Consider the following 17,185-nt stretch of genomic DNA (forward strand, 5'->3'; position numbering starts at 1 on the left):
CGTACCCCGGCTCAGCCGTGGGCGCTCATGACGTGCTTGATGCGGGTGTAGTCGTCGAAGCCGTAGCCCGAGAGGTCCTTGCCGTAGCCGGAGGCGCCGAAGCCACCGTGCGGCATCTCGGACACGAACGGGATGTGGGCGTTGATCCAGACGCAGCCGAAGTCGAGCTCGCGCGTGAGCCGCTCGGCGGTGGCGTGGTCGCGGGTCCACACGCTCGCGGCGAGGCCGTAGGGCACACCGTTGGCCATCGCGATCGCGTCGGTCTCGGCGGCGAACGGCTGCACCGTCAGGACGGGTCCGAAGACCTCCTCCTGGACGATCCGGTCGTCCTGGCGAACGCCGGTCACGACGGTGGGGGAGAAGAAGTAGCCGGTGTCGCCATGGCGGGTGCCGCCGGTCGCGACGGTCGCGTGGTCGGGCAGGGTCTCGAAGAACGACTCCACCTTGGCGAAGTGGTGGGCGTTGTTGAGCGGTCCGTAGTCGGCGGTGTCGTCGGTCGGTGCGCCCGGGCGGGTCGCCTCGGCGTTCTGGACCAGCAGGCGGACGAGCTCGTCGTGGACGCTCTCGTGGACGATGACGCGGGTCGCCGCGGTGCAGTCCTGACCGGAGTTGAAGTACGCGGCGGCCGCGACCGCCTCGGCGGCGGCGGGCAGGTCGGCGTCGGCGTGCACCACGACGGGCGCCTTGCCGCCGAGCTCGAGGTGGACGCGCTTGAGGTTCCTCGCGGCGGACAGCGCGACCTCGATGCCGGCGCGGACCGACCCGGTGATCGCGACGAGTCCGGGGGTCGGGTGCTCGACCAGCAGGCGACCGGTCGAGGCGTCGCCGTTGACGACGTTGAGCACGCCGGCCGGCAGCACCTCGCCGGCGATCTCGGCGAGCCGGACGGTCGAGCGGGGAGTCGTGTCGCTCGGCTTGAGGACGATCGTGTTGCCCGCGGCGAGGGCGGGCGCGATCTTCCAGATCGCCATCGCGAACGGATAGTTCCACGGCGTCACCTGACCGACGACGCCGATCGGCTCGCGGCGGATGCTGGAGGTGTGCCCGGCGAGGTACTCGCCCTGCGACTTGCCCTCCAGCAGGCGCGCGGCGCCGGCGAAGAACCGCAGTTGGTCGACGCCTTGGTCGACCTCTTCGCTGGCGATGTACCGGATGGGCTGGCCGGTGTCGCGAGCCTGCAGCTCGCTGAGCTCGTCGCGGTGCGCCTCGATCGCGTCGGCGAGGTCGAGCAGGTGCTTCTGCCGGACGCCGGGGGTCAGCCGTCGCCACCCGTCGAAGGCGGTCGAGGCGGCGGCGTATGCGGCATCGACCTCCTCGGCGGTGGAGACCGGCGAACGCCCATCGACCTCACCGGTCGTGGGGTCGACCAGGTCGATGAACGTGTCGGTCGTCGAGTCGACGAGGCGGCCGTCGACGAAGTTCTGGATCGTGTCGCTCATGCGGGCTCCTCAGCCGGAGGGTGACGCAGGTGTCGCCCCGGTCGTCGGCCATCCTACGTTCGGAGCTCAGCGCAGGTAGTCGTCCCGCACCCACGTCACCAGTCGCTCGGCGAGGTCCGCCAGCAGGTCGGCGGCGGGGTGCGCGGGCAGCCACACACAGCGCAGCCGCAGCACGATGGGCGTGCCGTCGGCCCGCGTGAGCGGCAGCGCGGTCAGCCCGAACCGGGGGTCGTCGGAGACCACCGCGACGCCCCGTCCGGCCGCGGCGAGTGCCTGCGCGATCGTGCCGTTCGTCGCCTCGAGCATCGCCAGGGGTGGCAGGCCGTCCGCAGAGAGGGCCGCGTCGAGGGCGCTGCGCGACGGGAAGATCGTCGGCAGTCCGATGACCTCCTCGCCGGCGAGTTCCGGCAGGGTGACGGCCTCGCGTCCGGCCCAGGGGTGGTCGTCCCGCACGTAGGCGACCAGCGGCAGAGGGCTGAGCGCGACGCTCGCGACGTCGTCGGGCAGCGGGACGGAGGTGATCGCGAGGTCCGCTCCGCGACGCAGGAGCGAGAGCGTGTCGATCGAGCTGGCGTCCATGACGGACGGCACCGGGTCGTCGGGCCGCAGCGTGGTCAGGAACGGCGAGACGAGGTCGGTCAGCGTCGTGGACGAGCCCGCGACGGTGAAGCGGGGGAGTCGGCCCTCGGCCAGCAGCTGCGCCGAGCCGACCAGCCCGTCGGCGCGCGCCAGCAGGCCCTTCGCCTGCGGCAGGAGGATGCGGCCGGCGGGAGAGAGCACGAGCCGTCGGCCCGACCGGTCGAACAGGTCCACGCCCAGCTCGCGCTCGAGCCGACGCAGCTGACGCGAGACGCCGGGTTGGGTGACGTGCAACTGCTCGGCGGCGCCGCTGACGGTGCCGGTGTCGGCAACGGTCACGAAGTACGTCAGGGTGCGCAGTTCCATCCCACGAGCATAACTGCGAGGCATGTCAATGGAGCCGAACAAGTATTGGACGGCATGGTGGTGGCTGGAGAGCATGGAACCCATGAGTTCTCCGTTGGTGGACGCACGGTCACAGCTGGCCGACGCGGTCAAGATTCTCGGTTACGACCAGGGCACGTTCGACCTGCTCGCGTCCCCGCGACGCGAGGTGACGGTCGCGATCCCGCTGCGGCGCGACGACGGCTCGATCGAGGTCGTCACCGGCCACCGCGTGCAGCACAACTACTCCCGCGGTCCCGCCAAGGGTGGACTGCGGTTCAGCCCCCACGTCGACCTCGACGAGGTGCGCGCGCTCGCGATGTGGATGACCTGGAAGTGCGCGCTGCTCGACGTGCCGTACGGCGGCGCGAAGGGCGGCGTCGTGATCGACCCGCGCCACTACTCCGTCGCGGAGCTGGAGCGCGTCACGCGCCGGTACACCTCCGAGATCCGCCCGCTGATCGGCCCGAACCAGGACATCCCGGCACCCGACATCGGCACGGACGAGCAGACGATGGCCTGGATGATGGACACGTACTCCGTCGGCGCGGGCCACACGGTGCTCGGCGTCGTGACGGGCAAGCCGCTCAGCCTCGGGGGCTCCCGCGGACGCGCCTCGGCCACGTCGCGCGGCGTCGTCCACGTGGCCCTCGCCGCGATGGCCGAGTACGACATCGAGATCCCGGGCGGCACCGCCGCCGTGCAGGGCTTCGGCAAGGTCGGCCGCGGCACGGCCCGCTTCCTGGTCGAGGCCGGCATGCGCGTCGTGGCGGTCAGCGACCAGTACGGCGGGATCCACGCCGCCGACGGTCTGGACATCGCCGCGCTCGAGCGTCACGTCGACGAGACCGGCTCGGTCGTCGGCCTGCCCGGAGCGACCGCGATCGACAATGCCGAGCTGCTCGAGCTCGAGGTGGACCTGCTCGTCCCGGCCGCCGTCGAGGGCGTCATCCACGCGGGCAACGCCGAGCGGATCCGCGCGCGGCTCGTCGTCGAGGGCGCCAACGGCCCGACGACGGCCGACGCCGACCGGATCCTGGACCAGCGCGGCGTGATCGTCGTGCCGGACATCCTCGCGAACGCCGGCGGCGTGATCGTCTCCTACTTCGAATGGGTGCAGGCCAACCAGGCGTACTGGTGGAGCGAGGAGGAGGTCGAGGCCCGGCTCGCCACCCGCATGGTCGGCGCCTGGACCGACGTCCTCACCCACGCCCGCGCCCTGCACGTCACCCTGCGCACCGCGGCCACGTGTCTGGCCGTCCGGCGCGTCGCCGAAGCCCACCAACAGAGAGGTCTCTATCCGTGATCCGCACCCTCGTCGTCGAGAATCCCGCCGACGGCACCGTCGTGGACGAAGTCCCCGATGCCACCCCGGCCGAGGCGACGGCGGCGGTCGACGCGGCCGCTTCGGCGCTCGGCACGTGGAGTCGCCTGTCACCTCGTGCACGGTCGGAGGTGCTGCACCGGACCTTCGAGCTCATGCGCCGTGACGCCGACGCGCTCGCGGACCTCATCGCGGCGGAGAACGGCAAGTCGCTGGCGGACGCCCGTGGCGAGGTCGCGTACGCGGCCGAGTTCTTCCGCTGGTTCGCCGAGGAGGCCGTACGGCCCGGTGGCGACTACGGTTCGTCGCCCACCGGGGGAACCCGCACGATCGTCACGCACCGCCCGGTCGGCATCGCGGCACTCGTGACGCCGTGGAACTTCCCGGCCGCGATGATCACGCGGAAGGTCGCACCGGCTCTCGCCGCCGGCTGCACCGTCGTCGTGAAGCCCGCTGCCGAGACCCCGCTCACGGCGCTCGCGCTCGGCCGCCTCCTCGCGGAGGCGGGAGTCCCCGACGGCGTGGTGAACATCGTCCCGACGTCCGAGGCCGCCGCCGTGGTGGGTGCGTGGCTCGACGACCCACGCGTCCGCAAGCTGTCGTTCACAGGGAGCACGGCCGTCGGCTCGCGGCTGCTCGAGCACGCCGCCGCGCGGGTCGTGAACTGCTCCATGGAACTGGGCGGGAACGCCCCGTTCGTCGTCACGCAGGACGCCGACCTGGATGCCGCGGTCGAGGCTGCGATGGTCGCCAAGTTCCGGGGCGGGGGACAGGCGTGCACGGCCGCGAACCGGTTCTACGTCCACGAGGACGTGCTGTTCGACTTCACGTGGCGGTTCGGCGAGCGAGTGAGGTCGCTCCGGGTCGGGCCGGCGAGCACGGGCGCCGAGATCGGCCCGATGATCTCGGCCAAGGCGGTCGCCGACATCTCCGCCCTCGTCGACGCGGCCGTCGACGAGGGTGCGCGGATCAGCCACCGGGCCGACGCCCCGACGGAGGGGGGCCACTTCTACCCGCCGACGATCCTGTCCGACGTGCGGCCCGACGCGGCCATCGTGCGCCAGGAGATCTTCGGGCCCGTGGCGCCGATCATCGCGTGGCGCGACGACGACGAGCTGATCGAGCAGGTCAACGCCGTCGACCAGGGCCTCGCGGCCTACGTGCAGTGCGGCGACCTGCAGCGCGCCCTGCAGCTGGGGGAGCGCATCGAGGCCGGCATGGTCGGCATCAACCGCGGGCTCGTCTCCGACCCGGCGGCCCCGTTCGGCGGCGTGAAGTCCAGCGGCCTCGGCCGCGAAGGTGCCCGCGCCGGCCTGGAGGAGTACCTCGAGCCGCAGTACTTCAGCGTCGACTGGGGCGCGCGCTAGGGCCCCTCACGAGATTTGCTCCATTTCTCACCTTCGCCATCGCGATTGAGGTGAGAAATGGAGCAAATCTCGGACGGGGCGGCGGGTCAGTCGGCCGACGCCAGGCAGAACCGGTTGCCGTCGGGGTCGGCCAGGACCGTCCGGCCGTCCTGAGCGTCCTCCACGATCCGAGCGCCCAGCCCCACGAGCCGCTCGACCTCGGCCTGCGCGTCACCGTCGGCGACGAGGTCGAGGTGGATCCGGCCCTGCTGCGGGTAGTCGGGTCCGCCGCCCCACGCGATCTTCGGGCCGCCCTCCGGCGACTGGATCGCCGTCTCGTCACCCTCGTCCCACACGAGCGGCCACGCGAGGGCGGCGCTCCAGAACAGGCCGACCGCACGCGAGCCGTCGCACGACAGGGCGCCGATCTCGGCGGTGTCGGCCAGGAAGTTGTTGCCCGGAGGGATCACGCACAGCTCGTTGCCCTCGGGGTCGGCCAGCACGACGTGCTCCTCCTCCGGCAGCTGGCCGACGTCGATGTGCCGGCCGCCGTGCGCGAGCGCGCGGTCGACGGTGGCCTGCTGGTCCTGACTCGAGGTGCTCGTCAGGTCGAAGTGGATGCGGTTCGGCCCGTCCTTCGGGGCGTCGCTGATCTCGAACCCGATGCCGAAGCCCGGACCGCCCGCGCGGCGCAGGGTCCACGCGCCGGGGGAGCCCTCCACCGGGGGTTTGGACCGCAGCACGGCAGCCCAGAACGTGGCGAGAGCGCCGGGGTCGTGGGCGGCGAAGACGACGGAGTGCAGACGGGAGCTCATGGACTCCCACGCTACGACGACCCGGCCGGATTCACCGAGCGGCTTTGAGCCGCAGGATGCCCGCCGCCGCCACGGCACCGCCGACGAGCAGCAGCCCGAGGAGGAACGCGAGCCATGAGATCGCGGGCAGGCACACGAGCGTGTACGCCAGCGCGCCCCACGCGACCGCGAGGTCGATGCTGCCTCGCACGATCGTCCAGGCCTCGCCGGGCTCCTCGGGGGTGACGCCCTCGATCGCCCGCACGGCGACGTGCCACAGCGCGACCGCCCCGCCTCCGGCCAGCAGCCACCCGGGTGCCTGCGCGACGCGGCCGACCACGAGGCCGCCGGACACCGCTCCGACCGCCATCCCGACGAGCACGCTCGCCCACGTCAGCCAGACCGGGCGCATACGACCAGTGTCGCACCCGTGCGCCGTGACTACAGTCGAGGACATGAGCCTCGACCTGCCTGCCATCGGATTCGGGACCTACAAGCTGAACGGCCTCGCCGGCGTCGATGCGGTCGTCACCGCGCTCGACGTCGGCTATCGGCTGCTCGACTCGGCGATGAACTACGAGAACGAGGGCACGGTCGGCGCGGCCGTGCGCCGGTCGAGCGTGCCGCGTGACGACGTCGTGGTCACCTCGAAGCTGCCCGGCCGCCACCACGCCTACGACCAGGCGGTCACGTCCATCGAGGAGAGCCTGCTCCGGACCGGACTCGACCACCTCGACCTGCACCTCATCCACTGGCCGAACCCCAGCCGGGACCTGTACGTCGAGGCGTGGCAGGCCCTGATCGACGCGAAGGCGCGCGGGCTCGTGCGGGAGATCGGCGTGTGCAACTTCCTGCCCGAGCACCTCGACCGGCTGGAGCGCGAGACCGGCGTGCTGCCGGCCGTGAACCAGATCGAGGTGCACCCCTACTTCCCGCAGGTCGAGGCGCGGGAGGTCCACGCGGCGCGCGGCATCGCCACGGAGGCGTGGAGCCCGCTCGGGCGCAAGAGCGACCTGCTGCAGAACCCCGTCGTCGTCGAGGTCGCCGACCAGCACGGGATCAGCCCCGGCGAGGCCGTCCTGGCGTGGCACGGCGCGATCGGGACCGTGCCCCTGCCGAAGTCCTCCTCGGTCGACCGCCAGCGCCGCAACCTCGCCGCCGTAGGGATCGAGCTCGACCCGGCCGCCGTCGAGCGGCTCACGGGACTGGGGAAGGCGGACGGTCGCCTCTTCGACGGCGATCCCGCCGTCCACGAGGAGGACTGAAGGCACCCGGCGTTCAGCCGGCGTTCAGGAGGGGCGCGCATGGTGGAGGAGTGAGCATCTCCACCCGGATCTCGCTCCCTGCCTCGACCGACGCGGTCGTCGCGGCCGCGGTCGTCGCGGCGGTCGCCGTGCGACTGCCATTCCTCACGGTCCCGGCGAGCCCGGACGAGGCGGGCCTGCTCATCGTCGGCGGCCAGTGGGACGGTCCGGGCACCTCGCTCTACGGCAATCTCTGGGTCGACCGGCCGCCGCTGCTGCTCCTGTGGGCGCGGCTCGCGGACCTCACCGCGGGCGTGGCCGCGTGGCGGCTGATCGGCCTGGCCGCGGTCGTCGTCACGGTCCTCGCGTCCGCGGCCGCGGCACGGCGCCTCGGGGGTGACGCCTCCGCGCGGGTCGCCGCGGTGGCCGCCGCCATCCTCCTGACGAGCCCGTGGCTCGGCGCCGACCGGGTCAACGCCGAGCTGCTGGCCGCGCCATTCGTGGCTGTGGGGATCCTCGCGTCGATCCGCGCCGTGCAGGAGCCGAGGACCCTGTGGCCCGTCCTCGCCGGCGTCGCGGCCGCAGCGGCACTGTCGACGAAGCAGAACATCGCCGACGTCGTGGTGTTCCTCGGCGCGCTGACGGTGGGCTCGCTCGTCGCGAGGCGGATCCGGCCGGGCGAGGCCGTACGGATCACCGCGCTGGCCGGCGGGGGAGCGGCGCTGACCGTCATGGCGCTGCTCACCTGGTCGTGGCATCGGGGAGCAACCCCCGCGGCGCTGTTCGACGCCCTCTACGCATTCCGGTGGCGGGCGGCCGAGGTCCTCGCCGCGCACGCCGAGTCCGCGACGAACGGCCGCGAGGTCGAACTGCTGCTGCGCGCCGTGGTGGCCGGGCTGCTCGTCGCACTCGTCGCCGTGATCCTCGCGCCGCTGCGCCGCGAGCTGCGCACGCCCGCGACGGTCGCGCTGGCCGTGACGGCGCTGTTCGGCTGCGCGTCAGCGGCCCTCGGTGGCAGCTACTGGGCCCACTACCTCGTCCAGCCGGCCGTACCCGCCGCGATCGGCGTGGGCGTGCTCGCCGCGCGGTTCCCGCGGACGGTCCACGCGAGTCTGGGCTACGCCGCCTTCGCCGGCCTCGTCGGCGCGGCCTTCGCCCTGCCGATCCTGCACGCACCCGATGCCCCCCGGGCCGCCGCGCACGCGATCGCGGCGGTGGCGGGACCCGGCGACACGATCGTGAACGCCTGGGGGCGGCCCGACGTCGTGCTGGCCTCCGGTTTGCGGTCGCCGGCGACGGAGTTGTGGAGTCTTCCGGTCCGCACCGACGACCCGGACCTGACGCGGTTCTCGGCCCTCCTCGCGGGCCCGACGGCGCCGACGTGGCTCGTGACGCACCGGTCGCTGCACAGCTGGGGGATCGACGCCGGGCAGGCCCAGCGCATCGTCGACACGCGGTACCGCGTCGTCGGACAGGAGTGCGGCATCCACATCTGGCTGCGCCGCGACGCCCATCGGGCGGCACCGCCACACCGCGCCGTCAGCTGCAAAGCGTCCCGCTTCCTGCGCTGAAGGACCGATGATGTTCCTGTGACATCAGAGGAGCATGTGATCGAGGCCCGCGGTCTGTCGCGGACCTTCGGGGACCGTCAGGCCGTTCAGGACCTCGACCTGCACGCACGCCGGGGCCGCGTCCTGGGCGTCCTCGGTCCCAACGGCTCGGGCAAGTCCACGACGGTCCGCCTGCTCACCGGCCTGCTGCGGCCCACGTCCGGCTCCGTCGCGTTGTTCGGGGAGGCGCTCACGCCGGAGTCCGCGCCCCGACTCCGCACCCGGATCGGGGTGCAGACCGAGTCGAACCTCTACCACCGGCTCACCGTCGCGGAGAACCTGCGCACGTGGGCCGACCTGCACGGCCTGCGCCGGTCCGACGTCTCCCGCGAGATCGACGAGGTCCTCGAGATCGTCGGGCTCGCCGACCGGCGGGACTCGTACGTAGGCGCGCTGAGCAAGGGCCTGCGGCAGAAGGCGAAGATCGCGCGGGCACTGCTCGGCACGCCGGAGCTGCTGTTCCTCGACGAGCCGACGGCCGGTCTCGACCCGGAGTCCGCCGAGGACCTCGTCGCCCACCTCGCCAAGCTGCGGGCCGAGGCCCGCACGACCCTCGTCCTGTGCACGCACCAGCTGCACGGGCTCGAGCGGCTGTGCGACGACATCGTCGTGCTCGACCGTGGCCGACTCGTCGCGGCAGGGCAGGTCGACGACCTGCTCGCGCAGCACTGGCCGACCCGGCGCTACACGATCAGCGTGACCGACCCGGTCGCGGCCGACCGCGTCGTGGCGGCACTCGCGGCCGAGGGGGTCGAGGTCGGTGGCGTCGCCCGCGACGAGCCCTCGCTGCACGACCTCTACTTCCGTCTCGTCCGGACGCAGGAGGACGCGTGAACGCCCGCCGGATCCGTGCGCTCGTGGTCAAGGACTGGCTCGAGCTGTCGCGCAATCGCCAGACGCTGCTGCCGGTGGCCCTGCTGCCCGTCGTCATGGCACTGCTCATGCCCGCGACGCTCCTGGCCGCGACGCGGGATCGTGCCGCGCTCGAGTCGGTCGGCATCCTCGCGTCGTACGTCGACGACCTGCCGCCCGACATCGCGGCCGACCCGACGCGGGCCGTCGCCCAGTACCTGCTCGCGCCGGTGTTCCTCATGATCCCCGTCGTGGTCGCCACGGTGCTCGCGACCGCGGCGTTCGTGGGGGAGAAGGAGCGCGACACCCTCGAGGGCCTGCTGTTCACCCCGATGACCGATCGCGAGCTCGTGACGGCCAAGATCCTCGTGACGCTCGTGCCCTCGGTCCTGATCACGTGGCTGTCGATGGCGATCTACACCGGCGTCGTCAGCGTCATCGCGCGGCCGTGGCAGCATGGCTGGTCCTTCCCCAACGGGACGTGGCTCTTCCTCGTCGGCGTGATCGCGCCACTCGTCTCGTTCTTCGCGATCGGCTGCATCGTGCTGGTGTCGCACCGGGCCTCGACCCTGCAGGGTGCCCAGGCCGTCTCCGGGCTGCTCGTGCTCCCGGTGATCCTGCTCGCGGTCACCCAGGCGGCCGGCGACCTGGCCTTCGACGGCAGGCTCGTGGTGGTCGTCGCGGTGGTCGCGTTGCTGGGTGACCTCGTGGTCTTCGACCGTGCCGTGCGCCGCTTCGACCGGGACCGGGTCGTCACGCGACTGTGACCCCGGCGTGTGATTCATCCCACGAACCCGGGCGGAGTGTGGCACCACGGCCGCGATATGGTCACGGTAATCTCCGGGTGCGCGCTGGCGGGTCACCAGATCCTCACCGGTGCGCCAACGGACAGATCCGACGTGGACGGACCGGCCCAGCGCCGGTCCGAGGAGAGGACGAGGCAGACCGATGGTCGACGTGGAGAAGGCTTTGGACGAGGCGGGTTTGAACAACCCGCACGTCCTCGAGTTCGTGAAGCACTGGGCGGGGGTGACCCAGCCCGACCGCATCGAGGTCGTCAGCGCGAGCGACGACGCCCGCCTGCTCCAGGAGGCCCTCGACGCCGGCGAGCTCAAGCCGGCCGGAGAGGGGCTCTACTACTCGCAGAGCTACTACAAGGACACTGCTCGCTCCGAGGAGCGGACGATCGTCGCGACGAGCAACCCCGATGACAAGGGCGTCTACAACAACTGGCGCCACGCCGACGAGATCAAGCCCGTCGTCATCGGCAACATGACCGGTGCCTCGCAGGGCAAGACGATGTACGTCATCCCCTACCTGATGGCAGCCCCCGGCTCGCCGCTCGAGGCCTACGCGGCCGGCGTCGAGCTCACCGACAACCGCGGCGTCGTGCTGCAGATGATCCGCATGGCGCGGGTCGGCGTCGACCTGTTCAACAACCTCGGCGACCCCGAGAGCTTCGTGCGCGCCGTCCACGTGACCGGCGACCTGGAGAACCTCGGTCAGGGCACCCCGGACGACAAGCGCTACTTTGTGACCGTCGCCGACGAGCGCACGATCCTGCACTTCGGCTCGTCGTACGGCGGAAACGCCCTGCTCGGCAAGATCGCGCACGGCCTGCGTCAGGCCAACTGGGACGGCTGGGCGTCGGGCAAGTTCCTCGGCGAGCAGTACATGCTCATCGCGATCCACGACAAGCAGACCGGCAAGAAGTACCACATCGCCGGTGGCTTCCCGAGCGCCTCGGGCAAGACGAACCTCGCGATGATGGTCCCGCCGGACGCCCTCGGCGACCGCTACTACGTCGAGTTCTTCGGCGACGACATCGCGTGGATGTGGGTCGGCGACGACGGCCGGCTCTACGGCATGAACCCCGAGTTCGGCGTCTTCGGTGTCGCGATCGACACGAACGAGGAGACCAACCCGAACGCGCTCGCCGCGGTCCAGCCGAACACCGGCGCGATCTTCACCAACACGGCGTACAACGAGATCACGCACGAGACCTGGTGGGAGGGCAAGACCAAGGACTACCCGCAGGACGTCACCGGCTGGCGCGACTGGAAGGGCGGCCTGATCTCGGACCGTCCCGCCGACGAGCAGCGCTCGAAGGACCACGTGTGGGGCCACCCGAACTGCCGCTTCACCTCGACGATGGCCAACGTGCCGAACGAGTCGCCCGAGTACGACGATCCGAAGGGCGTGCCGATCGACGGCATCATCTACGGTGGCCGTACCCGCGACCGTGAGCCGCTGATCCGGGCGATCGAGGATCCCGCCGAGGGCGTCTACGACGGCCTCACGCTGGGTGCCGAGGCCACGGCCGCGGCCGAGGGCGTCGCCGGACAGCTGCGCTACGACCCGATGTCGATGCGGCCGTTCCTCGCGCTGCCCGAGGGTCGGTACGCGGAGCACTTCCTGACGATCCTCGACCAGGTCACCGACAAGCCGCTGTTCGCGCACGTCAACTGGTTCCAGCGTGACGCCGATGGCGGTTACCTGTGGCCGGGCTACGGCGAGAACCTGCGCGCCCTGCTGTGGATGATGGACTACCGCGAGGGCCGGGTCACGGGTACGCAGACCCCGGTCGGCGTCGTCCCGCAGAAGGACGAGCTGTTCCTCGAGGGACTCGACCTCGACGACGCCGTCGTCGACCAGCTGCTGGCGATCGACGTCGATCGCTGGAAGCAGGAGATCGGCCTGCGCGAGGAGCATCTCAAGCAGTTCCACGGTCTGCCCGAGCGGATCTGGGAGGCGCACCGCCGCGTCGGCAAGGCCCTCGACGAGGCGTGAGCCACCGACACCCGAAGGGGCCCCACCGCGAGGTGGGGCCCCTTCGTCGTGTCCGGGGATCTCGATACGCCGCTCGCTTCGCTCGCGCGCTACTCGATCACCATTCGGTGGTCGAGTGCCGCGAGGAACGAGCGGTGTATCGAGACCACGCCAGCGCACCCGGCGGTGTATCGAGACCGGTTCAGCGCCTCAGGCGCCGAAGGACCAGGTTCCCGCGCCCTCGGCCTTCAGGCCGAGCGTCCTGGCCCGCTTCGCGAGCCAGGCGGTCTCGGCCTTCGAGGCCGAGCCGACCGTGAAACGGGTGCCCCACCCGAACGCCGAGGTGCCCGGGATGTCCACGAGCGTGCCCTCGGGGCCGCGCTGGATCTGGTCGACGATGTTGCGGTAGCCGCCCGTCAGGTCGAGCGCGTGGTCGAAGCGGCGTGCGAACGCCGTGGAGAGGGCCGTCGCGCGGCGGGCGGCGTCGCACCGCAGCAGCACGTCGTCGACCGTGCACAGCACCCCCTGGGGGACCTGACCGTTGCTGTAGCCACCCCAGCCGGTGCCGGCGCCACGGTTCGTGAGCGACTGCACGAGCACGGGCATCGGATCGGTGAACGTGCCGTCGACCTGGATCTCGAAGTGCAGGTGCGGTCCGGTCGTGTTGCCGCGCGACCCGACGAGCGCGATCTCGTCGCCCGTGGCGACCGTCTGGCCGTCCTCGACGAGCACCTTGGAGGCGTGCGCGTAGCGCTCGTCCGTGCCGTCCGCGTGCGAGATCGTGATGAGCGTTCCGGCCCAGCCGACCTCCTGCAGCGAGACCGTGCCGCCGCGTGAGGCGTAGATCGGGGTTCCGGTCGGGGCGGAGAGGTCCTGACCGGTGTGCGTGGTCTGCCACAGGCTCGACGACAGACCGAAGCCGGCCGAGATGCGGTACGTGCCGGCCTTCATCGGGAACGTCCAGGCCTCGCGGGTCGGGGCGATCGGCTCGGAGGCGTTGCACACCGTCGTGGCGACCTTCTCGGTCCCGACCGGTGCGGCGTTGCGGCCGCGGCCCAGCGAGGGGCGGGTCACGGCGTAGGGCTTCGCGGGCACCTCGGAGACGCCGACCTGGCCGCGGGTCGCGGCCGCGTCGACCATCCGGCCGTCGCCGACATAGACGCCGACGTGGTGGATGCCCGACTCCTTGGTCGCCGAGAACACCAGATCGCCGGGACGGATGTCGCCCGCGGCGACCTTGACGGTCTTCGCGTACAACTGCGCGGGAGTGCCCTTGAGGTCGTAGCCGTTCGGCACCCGGACCAGCCCGGCGCAGCTCCACGCGCCGCCGCCGGTCTTCGCCGCGTAGTCGTCGCCGACGCGGGCCAGCACCGCGTTGACCATCCGGATCGTCTCGCGCGGCAGCACCGTGACCGTGGTCGAGCCGACCGTCGCGGTGGTGACGCCGCCCTGTCGCTTGAGGCGGGCCGCCGGGGGTGCGACGACGCCGAGCTTCTTCAGCTGGCCCGTGTACTCGCGCCAGGAGGCGAGCGCCGAGGCGTTCCACGAGTCCTGCTCCGTGCGGGTCTGGGGGAGTCCCTCGGGCGTGGAGGACGCGCCCAGGCCGAGCTGCTCGGCCAACTGACCGAGCTGCTTGAGCTGGCGCGACGCCGACGCCTCGGCCTTCTCGGCCGACCTCGTCGCGCGGTCGGCCCGTCGCTGCAGCACCTGCGCGGCGTCGAACGCCTTCTTCGCATCGCTGAGGTGGGCCTCCTGGGCAGCGGTCACCTGCTCCGTGCTGAAGATGCCCGTGATGATGTCCTCGGGATTGTCGGCGGCGGCGAGGGCGGTCAGCTTCTGGGCGAACGGATCGCCCGACGGCGACATCGCGTAGTCGACGACCTGGTCGACGTAGGCGCTCGCGAGCGCCCGCTGGTGCGCCGCGTCGGAAGACTTCTCCTGCGCGGTCGTGCGCAGCTCCTCGGCCAAGGAGAGGTTCGACTCGTACCGCAGGGCCAGGGTCGTCAGCTTCGTGATCGCGGTCGAGGAGATCGCGAGCGGATCGGGGACGTCGACGGTCGGTCCCGAGGAGGGACCGGACGACGGGGAGGAGGTCGACGGGGTGGTCGGGGTGCTCACGGGGTCGGCGGCATGGGCGACGGACGGGACCGCCAGCACGGCGGTCAGGACCGTCACTCCCGCGAAGACCCGAGTCCGACGCATCAGTGAACTACCTCCACCGGCGAGTGAACCACGCGCTCCAACACCACGTTCACGGAATGCACATCTGTCACGTCCGATTCACGTCGCGCTCACGTGGACGTCGCCCGGGCGTCTCCTCCGGCGGGTGGGAGGTCCCCACACCGCCCCGGATAGCCTTGGTGCGTGCGTCTTTCCCCATTGCTGGTCCTCGTCAGCGCGCTCGTGCTCGGCTGGTCGCTGCCGGCGCAGGCCCACACCGCGCTGGTCTCCTCCGACCCGGCCGACGGCGCCCGATTGGATGCCGCGCCGCACCAGGTCGTACTGACGTTCTCCGAGGAGCTCAAGGAGCCCGCGGAGGCGGTCGTCGCCATCGACGGCGATCAGCAGGAGTGGTCGGCTGCCGTCGACGGTGCTCGCCTCGTCATCACGCCCGCCGGCACGCCGGCGGACGGCTCGTACACGATCGATTATCGCGTGGTCTCGGCAGATGGCCATCCCGTGACCGGCGCGCTCTCCTTCACCGCTGGTGAGGCAGCGGGCGCCGCCGCCGATACGACCGCCGATACGACCGCCGCCACGACTTCCGGCGACTCCGTCTGGGCCTCGCCGTGGCTCCTGGGTCTGCTGGCCGTCATCGCGGTCGCGGTGCTGGGCGCCGGCGTGGTGCTGTGGCGCGGCCGGTCGCGCTCCGCGGCCGCACGATGAAGCTCCGCGACCGCACCACTTGGATCGCCCTCGCGGTCCTCGCGCTCGGACTGCTGGCCCTGGTCGCCCTGCTCGTCGGCACCGGCGCGACGCCCGAGCCGCCGCCGTCGGGGCTTCCCGATCCGGGGCTCTTCGTCGGCTGGGCGTTGCCCGTGTCGCGCTTCCTCAGCGACGTGTTCGCCACGGCGACGGTCGGCTTCCTGCTCGTGGCGGTCGCCCTGCTGCCGTCGGGGGACCGGCTCGAGGGGCTTGCCGTCCAGGCGGTCCGGCTCGCCTCGCGGGCCGCGGGTCTGTGGTGCCTGGCCGTCGTCGTCTACTTCTGGGCGAACGTCGCCGACCTGTACTCGCGGCCACTGACCGCCGTCGAGGCCGAGCAGTGGGTCTCGTTCGCGCAGCTCTTCGCCACGGGCCGAGGACTGCTCGTCGAAGCCGTCGCCGCGCTCGTCGTGGCGGTCTGGGCGCACTGGACGTTCGCGGTGCGACAGCTCGCCGTGTGCCTCGTCGTCGCGCTCGTGGGGATCGCCGCGGTCGGCCTCACGGGCCACGCCGCCTCGGCCGGCTCGCACGCGCTGGCCACCGCGAGTCTCGTGGTGCACCTCGTCGGCGTGCTGCTGTGGGTCGGCGGGCTGATCGGGCTGGGCTGGGTCGCCCTGCGGGGGAGCCGACGCCTCGAGGACGGCATCACGCGCTACTCGACGCTGGCCGCCTGGTGCTTCGCGCTCGTGGCGATCTCCGGCGTCGTGAACGCGGTGGTCGGCCTGGGCTCGGTCAACGGGCTGGACTCGACGTACGGGATCCTCGTGGTCCTCAAGACGCTCTCGCTCGTGGGCCTGGGACTCTTCGGCATCGCGCAGCGGCGCCGGCTCGTCGTGCGAGGAGCGGGCTTCACCCGGCTCGCGCTGCTCGAGGTGACGTTGATGACGGTCACGATCGCGATCGCGGTCGTGCTCGGCCGCACCGGCACCCCGGTCGGCGAGGAGGTGCTGACGACGCCCGCCGAGATCCTGCTCGGCCGACCGCTGCCACCGGAGCCGACACTCGGTCGCGTGCTGGTCGGCTTCTACCCCGACGGCATCGGCCTCGCGATCGTCGGACTGGGGGTCGCGCTGTACCTCGCCGGTCTGCGCGTCCTGCGCCGTCGAGGCGACCGGTGGCCGATCGGTCGCACGATCAGCTGGTTCGCCGGACTGGCGATCGTCGGCTGGGCCACGTTCGGCGGTCTGGGCGTCTACTCGAGCGTGATGTTCAGCCTGCACATGGTGTCGCACATGATGCTGTCGATGGTCGCGCCGATCTTCCTCGTCCTGGGCGCCCCCATGACCCTCGCGCTGCGGACGCTGCCCGGCCCGCGCCGGCCGGGGGAGCACTCGCCGAGATCACTGCTGCGCGACCTGCTGCACTCGCCGCTGGCGCGCTTCTACACGAACCCGATCGTGGCGGCCGTGATCTTCATGGGCACGCTTTACGCCGTCTACTTCACGGGCCTGTTCGAGGCCATGATGCGCACCCACTCGGGCCACGCGTTCATGGAGCTGCACTTCCTGTTCTCCGGCGTCCTCTTCTACTACGTCGTGATCGGCATCGACCCGTCGCCCGTGCGCCTGAGCCCGCTCGCCCGGTTCGGCGTGCTGATGATCTCGATCCCGTTCCACGCCTTCTTCTCCGTGGCGCTCATGTCGTCGAACGTGATCATCGCCGAGTCGTACTACCGCGCCCTCGACCGCCCGTACGCGACCGACCTCGCCCACGACCAGTACGTGGGCGGCGGTATCGCGTGGGCGATGGGCGAGATCCCGCTGCTGCTCGTGGTCGGCGCGATCTTCATCCAGTGGTTCCGCTCGGACACGCGTGAGGCGGTCCGCCACGACCGGGCGGCCGACCGCGACGCCGACGCCGAGCTGGAGAAGTACAACGCCTACCTGCGATCCATGCAGGATCGCAGGTAGGCGTCGAGTCGG

Annotated in this window: 14 protein-coding genes; 9 read left to right on the forward strand and 5 right to left on the reverse strand. The window is 71.7% G+C overall.

Annotated elements, in window-relative coordinates:
* Positions 1–11 precede the first annotated feature (11 nt).
* On the reverse strand, positions 12–1,439 hold the full coding sequence (locus tag ACT26F_RS05360; RefSeq protein WP_471669463.1) for a gamma-aminobutyraldehyde dehydrogenase: 1,428 nt from the start codon (positions 1,437–1,439) through the stop codon (positions 12–14).
* A 66-nt stretch (positions 1,440–1,505) separates the two neighbouring features.
* Positions 1,506–2,384: a LysR family transcriptional regulator gene (locus tag ACT26F_RS05365; RefSeq protein WP_471669464.1), complete on the reverse strand. Its 879-nt coding sequence runs from the start codon at positions 2,382–2,384 to the stop codon at positions 1,506–1,508.
* Between the two features lie 82 nt (positions 2,385–2,466).
* Here ACT26F_RS05365 and ACT26F_RS05370 point away from each other — a divergent pair, with 82 nt between their 5' ends.
* Together ACT26F_RS05370 and ACT26F_RS05375 are read left to right on the forward strand one after the other, a co-directional pair.
* A complete protein-coding gene (locus ACT26F_RS05370) occupies positions 2,467–3,708 on the forward strand; it encodes a Glu/Leu/Phe/Val family dehydrogenase (protein WP_471669465.1) in 1,242 nt (413 codons plus the stop codon).
* On the forward strand, positions 3,705–5,093 hold the full coding sequence (locus ACT26F_RS05375; protein ID WP_471669466.1) for an NAD-dependent succinate-semialdehyde dehydrogenase: 1,389 nt from the start codon (positions 3,705–3,707) through the stop codon (positions 5,091–5,093). Before ACT26F_RS05370 ends, ACT26F_RS05375 begins: the two co-directional genes overlap by 4 nt.
* A gap of 86 nt (positions 5,094–5,179) precedes the next feature.
* On the opposite strand, the gene ACT26F_RS05380 is transcribed toward ACT26F_RS05375, so the two are convergent.
* Both ACT26F_RS05380 and ACT26F_RS05385 read right to left on the reverse strand, forming a co-directional pair.
* Complete coding sequence (locus tag ACT26F_RS05380) at positions 5,180–5,887, reverse strand: VOC family protein (protein ID WP_471669467.1); 708 nt, start codon at positions 5,885–5,887, stop codon at positions 5,180–5,182.
* Positions 5,888–5,918: 31 nt separating this feature from the next.
* Entirely contained in the window at positions 5,919–6,278 is a 360-nt protein-coding gene (locus ACT26F_RS05385) for a hypothetical protein (protein WP_471669468.1), read from the reverse strand.
* Between the two features lie 43 nt (positions 6,279–6,321).
* Between ACT26F_RS05385 and ACT26F_RS05390 the strand changes: the two genes are divergently transcribed.
* From ACT26F_RS05390 to ACT26F_RS05410, 5 genes are all read left to right on the forward strand, one after another.
* On the forward strand, positions 6,322–7,131 hold the full coding sequence (locus tag ACT26F_RS05390) for an aldo/keto reductase (protein ID WP_471669469.1): 810 nt from the start codon (positions 6,322–6,324) through the stop codon (positions 7,129–7,131).
* A 50-nt stretch (positions 7,132–7,181) separates the two neighbouring features.
* On the forward strand, positions 7,182–8,681 hold the full coding sequence (locus ACT26F_RS05395) for a glycosyltransferase family 39 protein (RefSeq protein WP_471669470.1): 1,500 nt from the start codon (positions 7,182–7,184) through the stop codon (positions 8,679–8,681).
* An 18-nt stretch (positions 8,682–8,699) separates the two neighbouring features.
* The gene (locus ACT26F_RS05400) at positions 8,700–9,554 is read left to right on the forward strand and encodes an ABC transporter ATP-binding protein (RefSeq protein WP_471669471.1); all 855 of its coding nucleotides are present in this window, start codon (positions 8,700–8,702) and stop codon (positions 9,552–9,554) included.
* Complete coding sequence (locus ACT26F_RS05405) at positions 9,551–10,339, forward strand: ABC transporter permease subunit (protein WP_471669472.1); 789 nt, start codon at positions 9,551–9,553, stop codon at positions 10,337–10,339. The genes ACT26F_RS05400 and ACT26F_RS05405 overlap by 4 nt, the downstream gene beginning before the upstream one ends.
* Positions 10,340–10,520: 181 nt before the next feature.
* Complete coding sequence (locus tag ACT26F_RS05410) at positions 10,521–12,362, forward strand: phosphoenolpyruvate carboxykinase (GTP) (RefSeq protein WP_471669473.1); 1,842 nt, start codon at positions 10,521–10,523, stop codon at positions 12,360–12,362.
* Positions 12,363–12,551: 189 nt separating this feature from the next.
* Here ACT26F_RS05410 and ACT26F_RS05415 read toward each other — a convergent pair whose 3' ends face one another.
* Positions 12,552–14,543 (reverse strand): peptidoglycan DD-metalloendopeptidase family protein, encoded by a 1,992-nt coding sequence (locus tag ACT26F_RS05415; protein WP_471669474.1) that lies wholly within the window; start codon positions 14,541–14,543, stop codon positions 12,552–12,554.
* Between the two features lie 162 nt (positions 14,544–14,705).
* Between ACT26F_RS05415 and ACT26F_RS05420 the strand changes: the two genes are divergently transcribed.
* Together ACT26F_RS05420 and ACT26F_RS05425 are read left to right on the forward strand one after the other, a co-directional pair.
* Positions 14,706–15,227, forward strand: coding sequence for a copper resistance CopC family protein (locus tag ACT26F_RS05420; protein ID WP_471669475.1), 522 nt, complete (start codon positions 14,706–14,708; stop codon positions 15,225–15,227).
* A complete protein-coding gene (locus ACT26F_RS05425; RefSeq protein WP_471669476.1) occupies positions 15,224–17,173 on the forward strand; it encodes a bifunctional copper resistance protein CopD/cytochrome c oxidase assembly protein in 1,950 nt (649 codons plus the stop codon). Before ACT26F_RS05420 ends, ACT26F_RS05425 begins: the two co-directional genes overlap by 4 nt.
* The last annotated feature ends 12 nt before the right edge of the window (positions 17,174–17,185 follow it).

Source organism: Aeromicrobium sp. SP1, from assembly GCF_055663785.1.

What these genes read in the sequence shown, in the direction of transcription:
- ACT26F_RS05360 (WP_471669463.1), bottom strand. Translation starts at nt 1,439, where the DNA reads ATGAGCGACACGATCCAGAACTTCGTCGACGGCCGCCTCGTCGACTCG.
- ACT26F_RS05365 (WP_471669464.1), bottom strand. Translation starts at nt 2,384, where the DNA reads ATGGAACTGCGCACCCTGACGTACTTCGTGACCGTTGCCGACACCGGC.
- ACT26F_RS05370 (WP_471669465.1), top strand. Translation starts at nt 2,467, where the DNA reads ATGAGTTCTCCGTTGGTGGACGCACGGTCACAGCTGGCCGACGCGGTC.
- ACT26F_RS05380 (WP_471669467.1), bottom strand. Translation starts at nt 5,887, where the DNA reads ATGAGCTCCCGTCTGCACTCCGTCGTCTTCGCCGCCCACGACCCCGGC.
- ACT26F_RS05385 (WP_471669468.1), bottom strand. Translation starts at nt 6,278, where the DNA reads ATGCGCCCGGTCTGGCTGACGTGGGCGAGCGTGCTCGTCGGGATGGCG.
- ACT26F_RS05390 (WP_471669469.1), top strand. Translation starts at nt 6,322, where the DNA reads ATGAGCCTCGACCTGCCTGCCATCGGATTCGGGACCTACAAGCTGAAC.
- ACT26F_RS05410 (WP_471669473.1), top strand. Translation starts at nt 10,521, where the DNA reads ATGGTCGACGTGGAGAAGGCTTTGGACGAGGCGGGTTTGAACAACCCG.
- ACT26F_RS05415 (WP_471669474.1), bottom strand. Translation starts at nt 14,543, where the DNA reads ATGCGTCGGACTCGGGTCTTCGCGGGAGTGACGGTCCTGACCGCCGTG.
- ACT26F_RS05425 (WP_471669476.1), top strand. Translation starts at nt 15,224, where the DNA reads ATGAAGCTCCGCGACCGCACCACTTGGATCGCCCTCGCGGTCCTCGCG.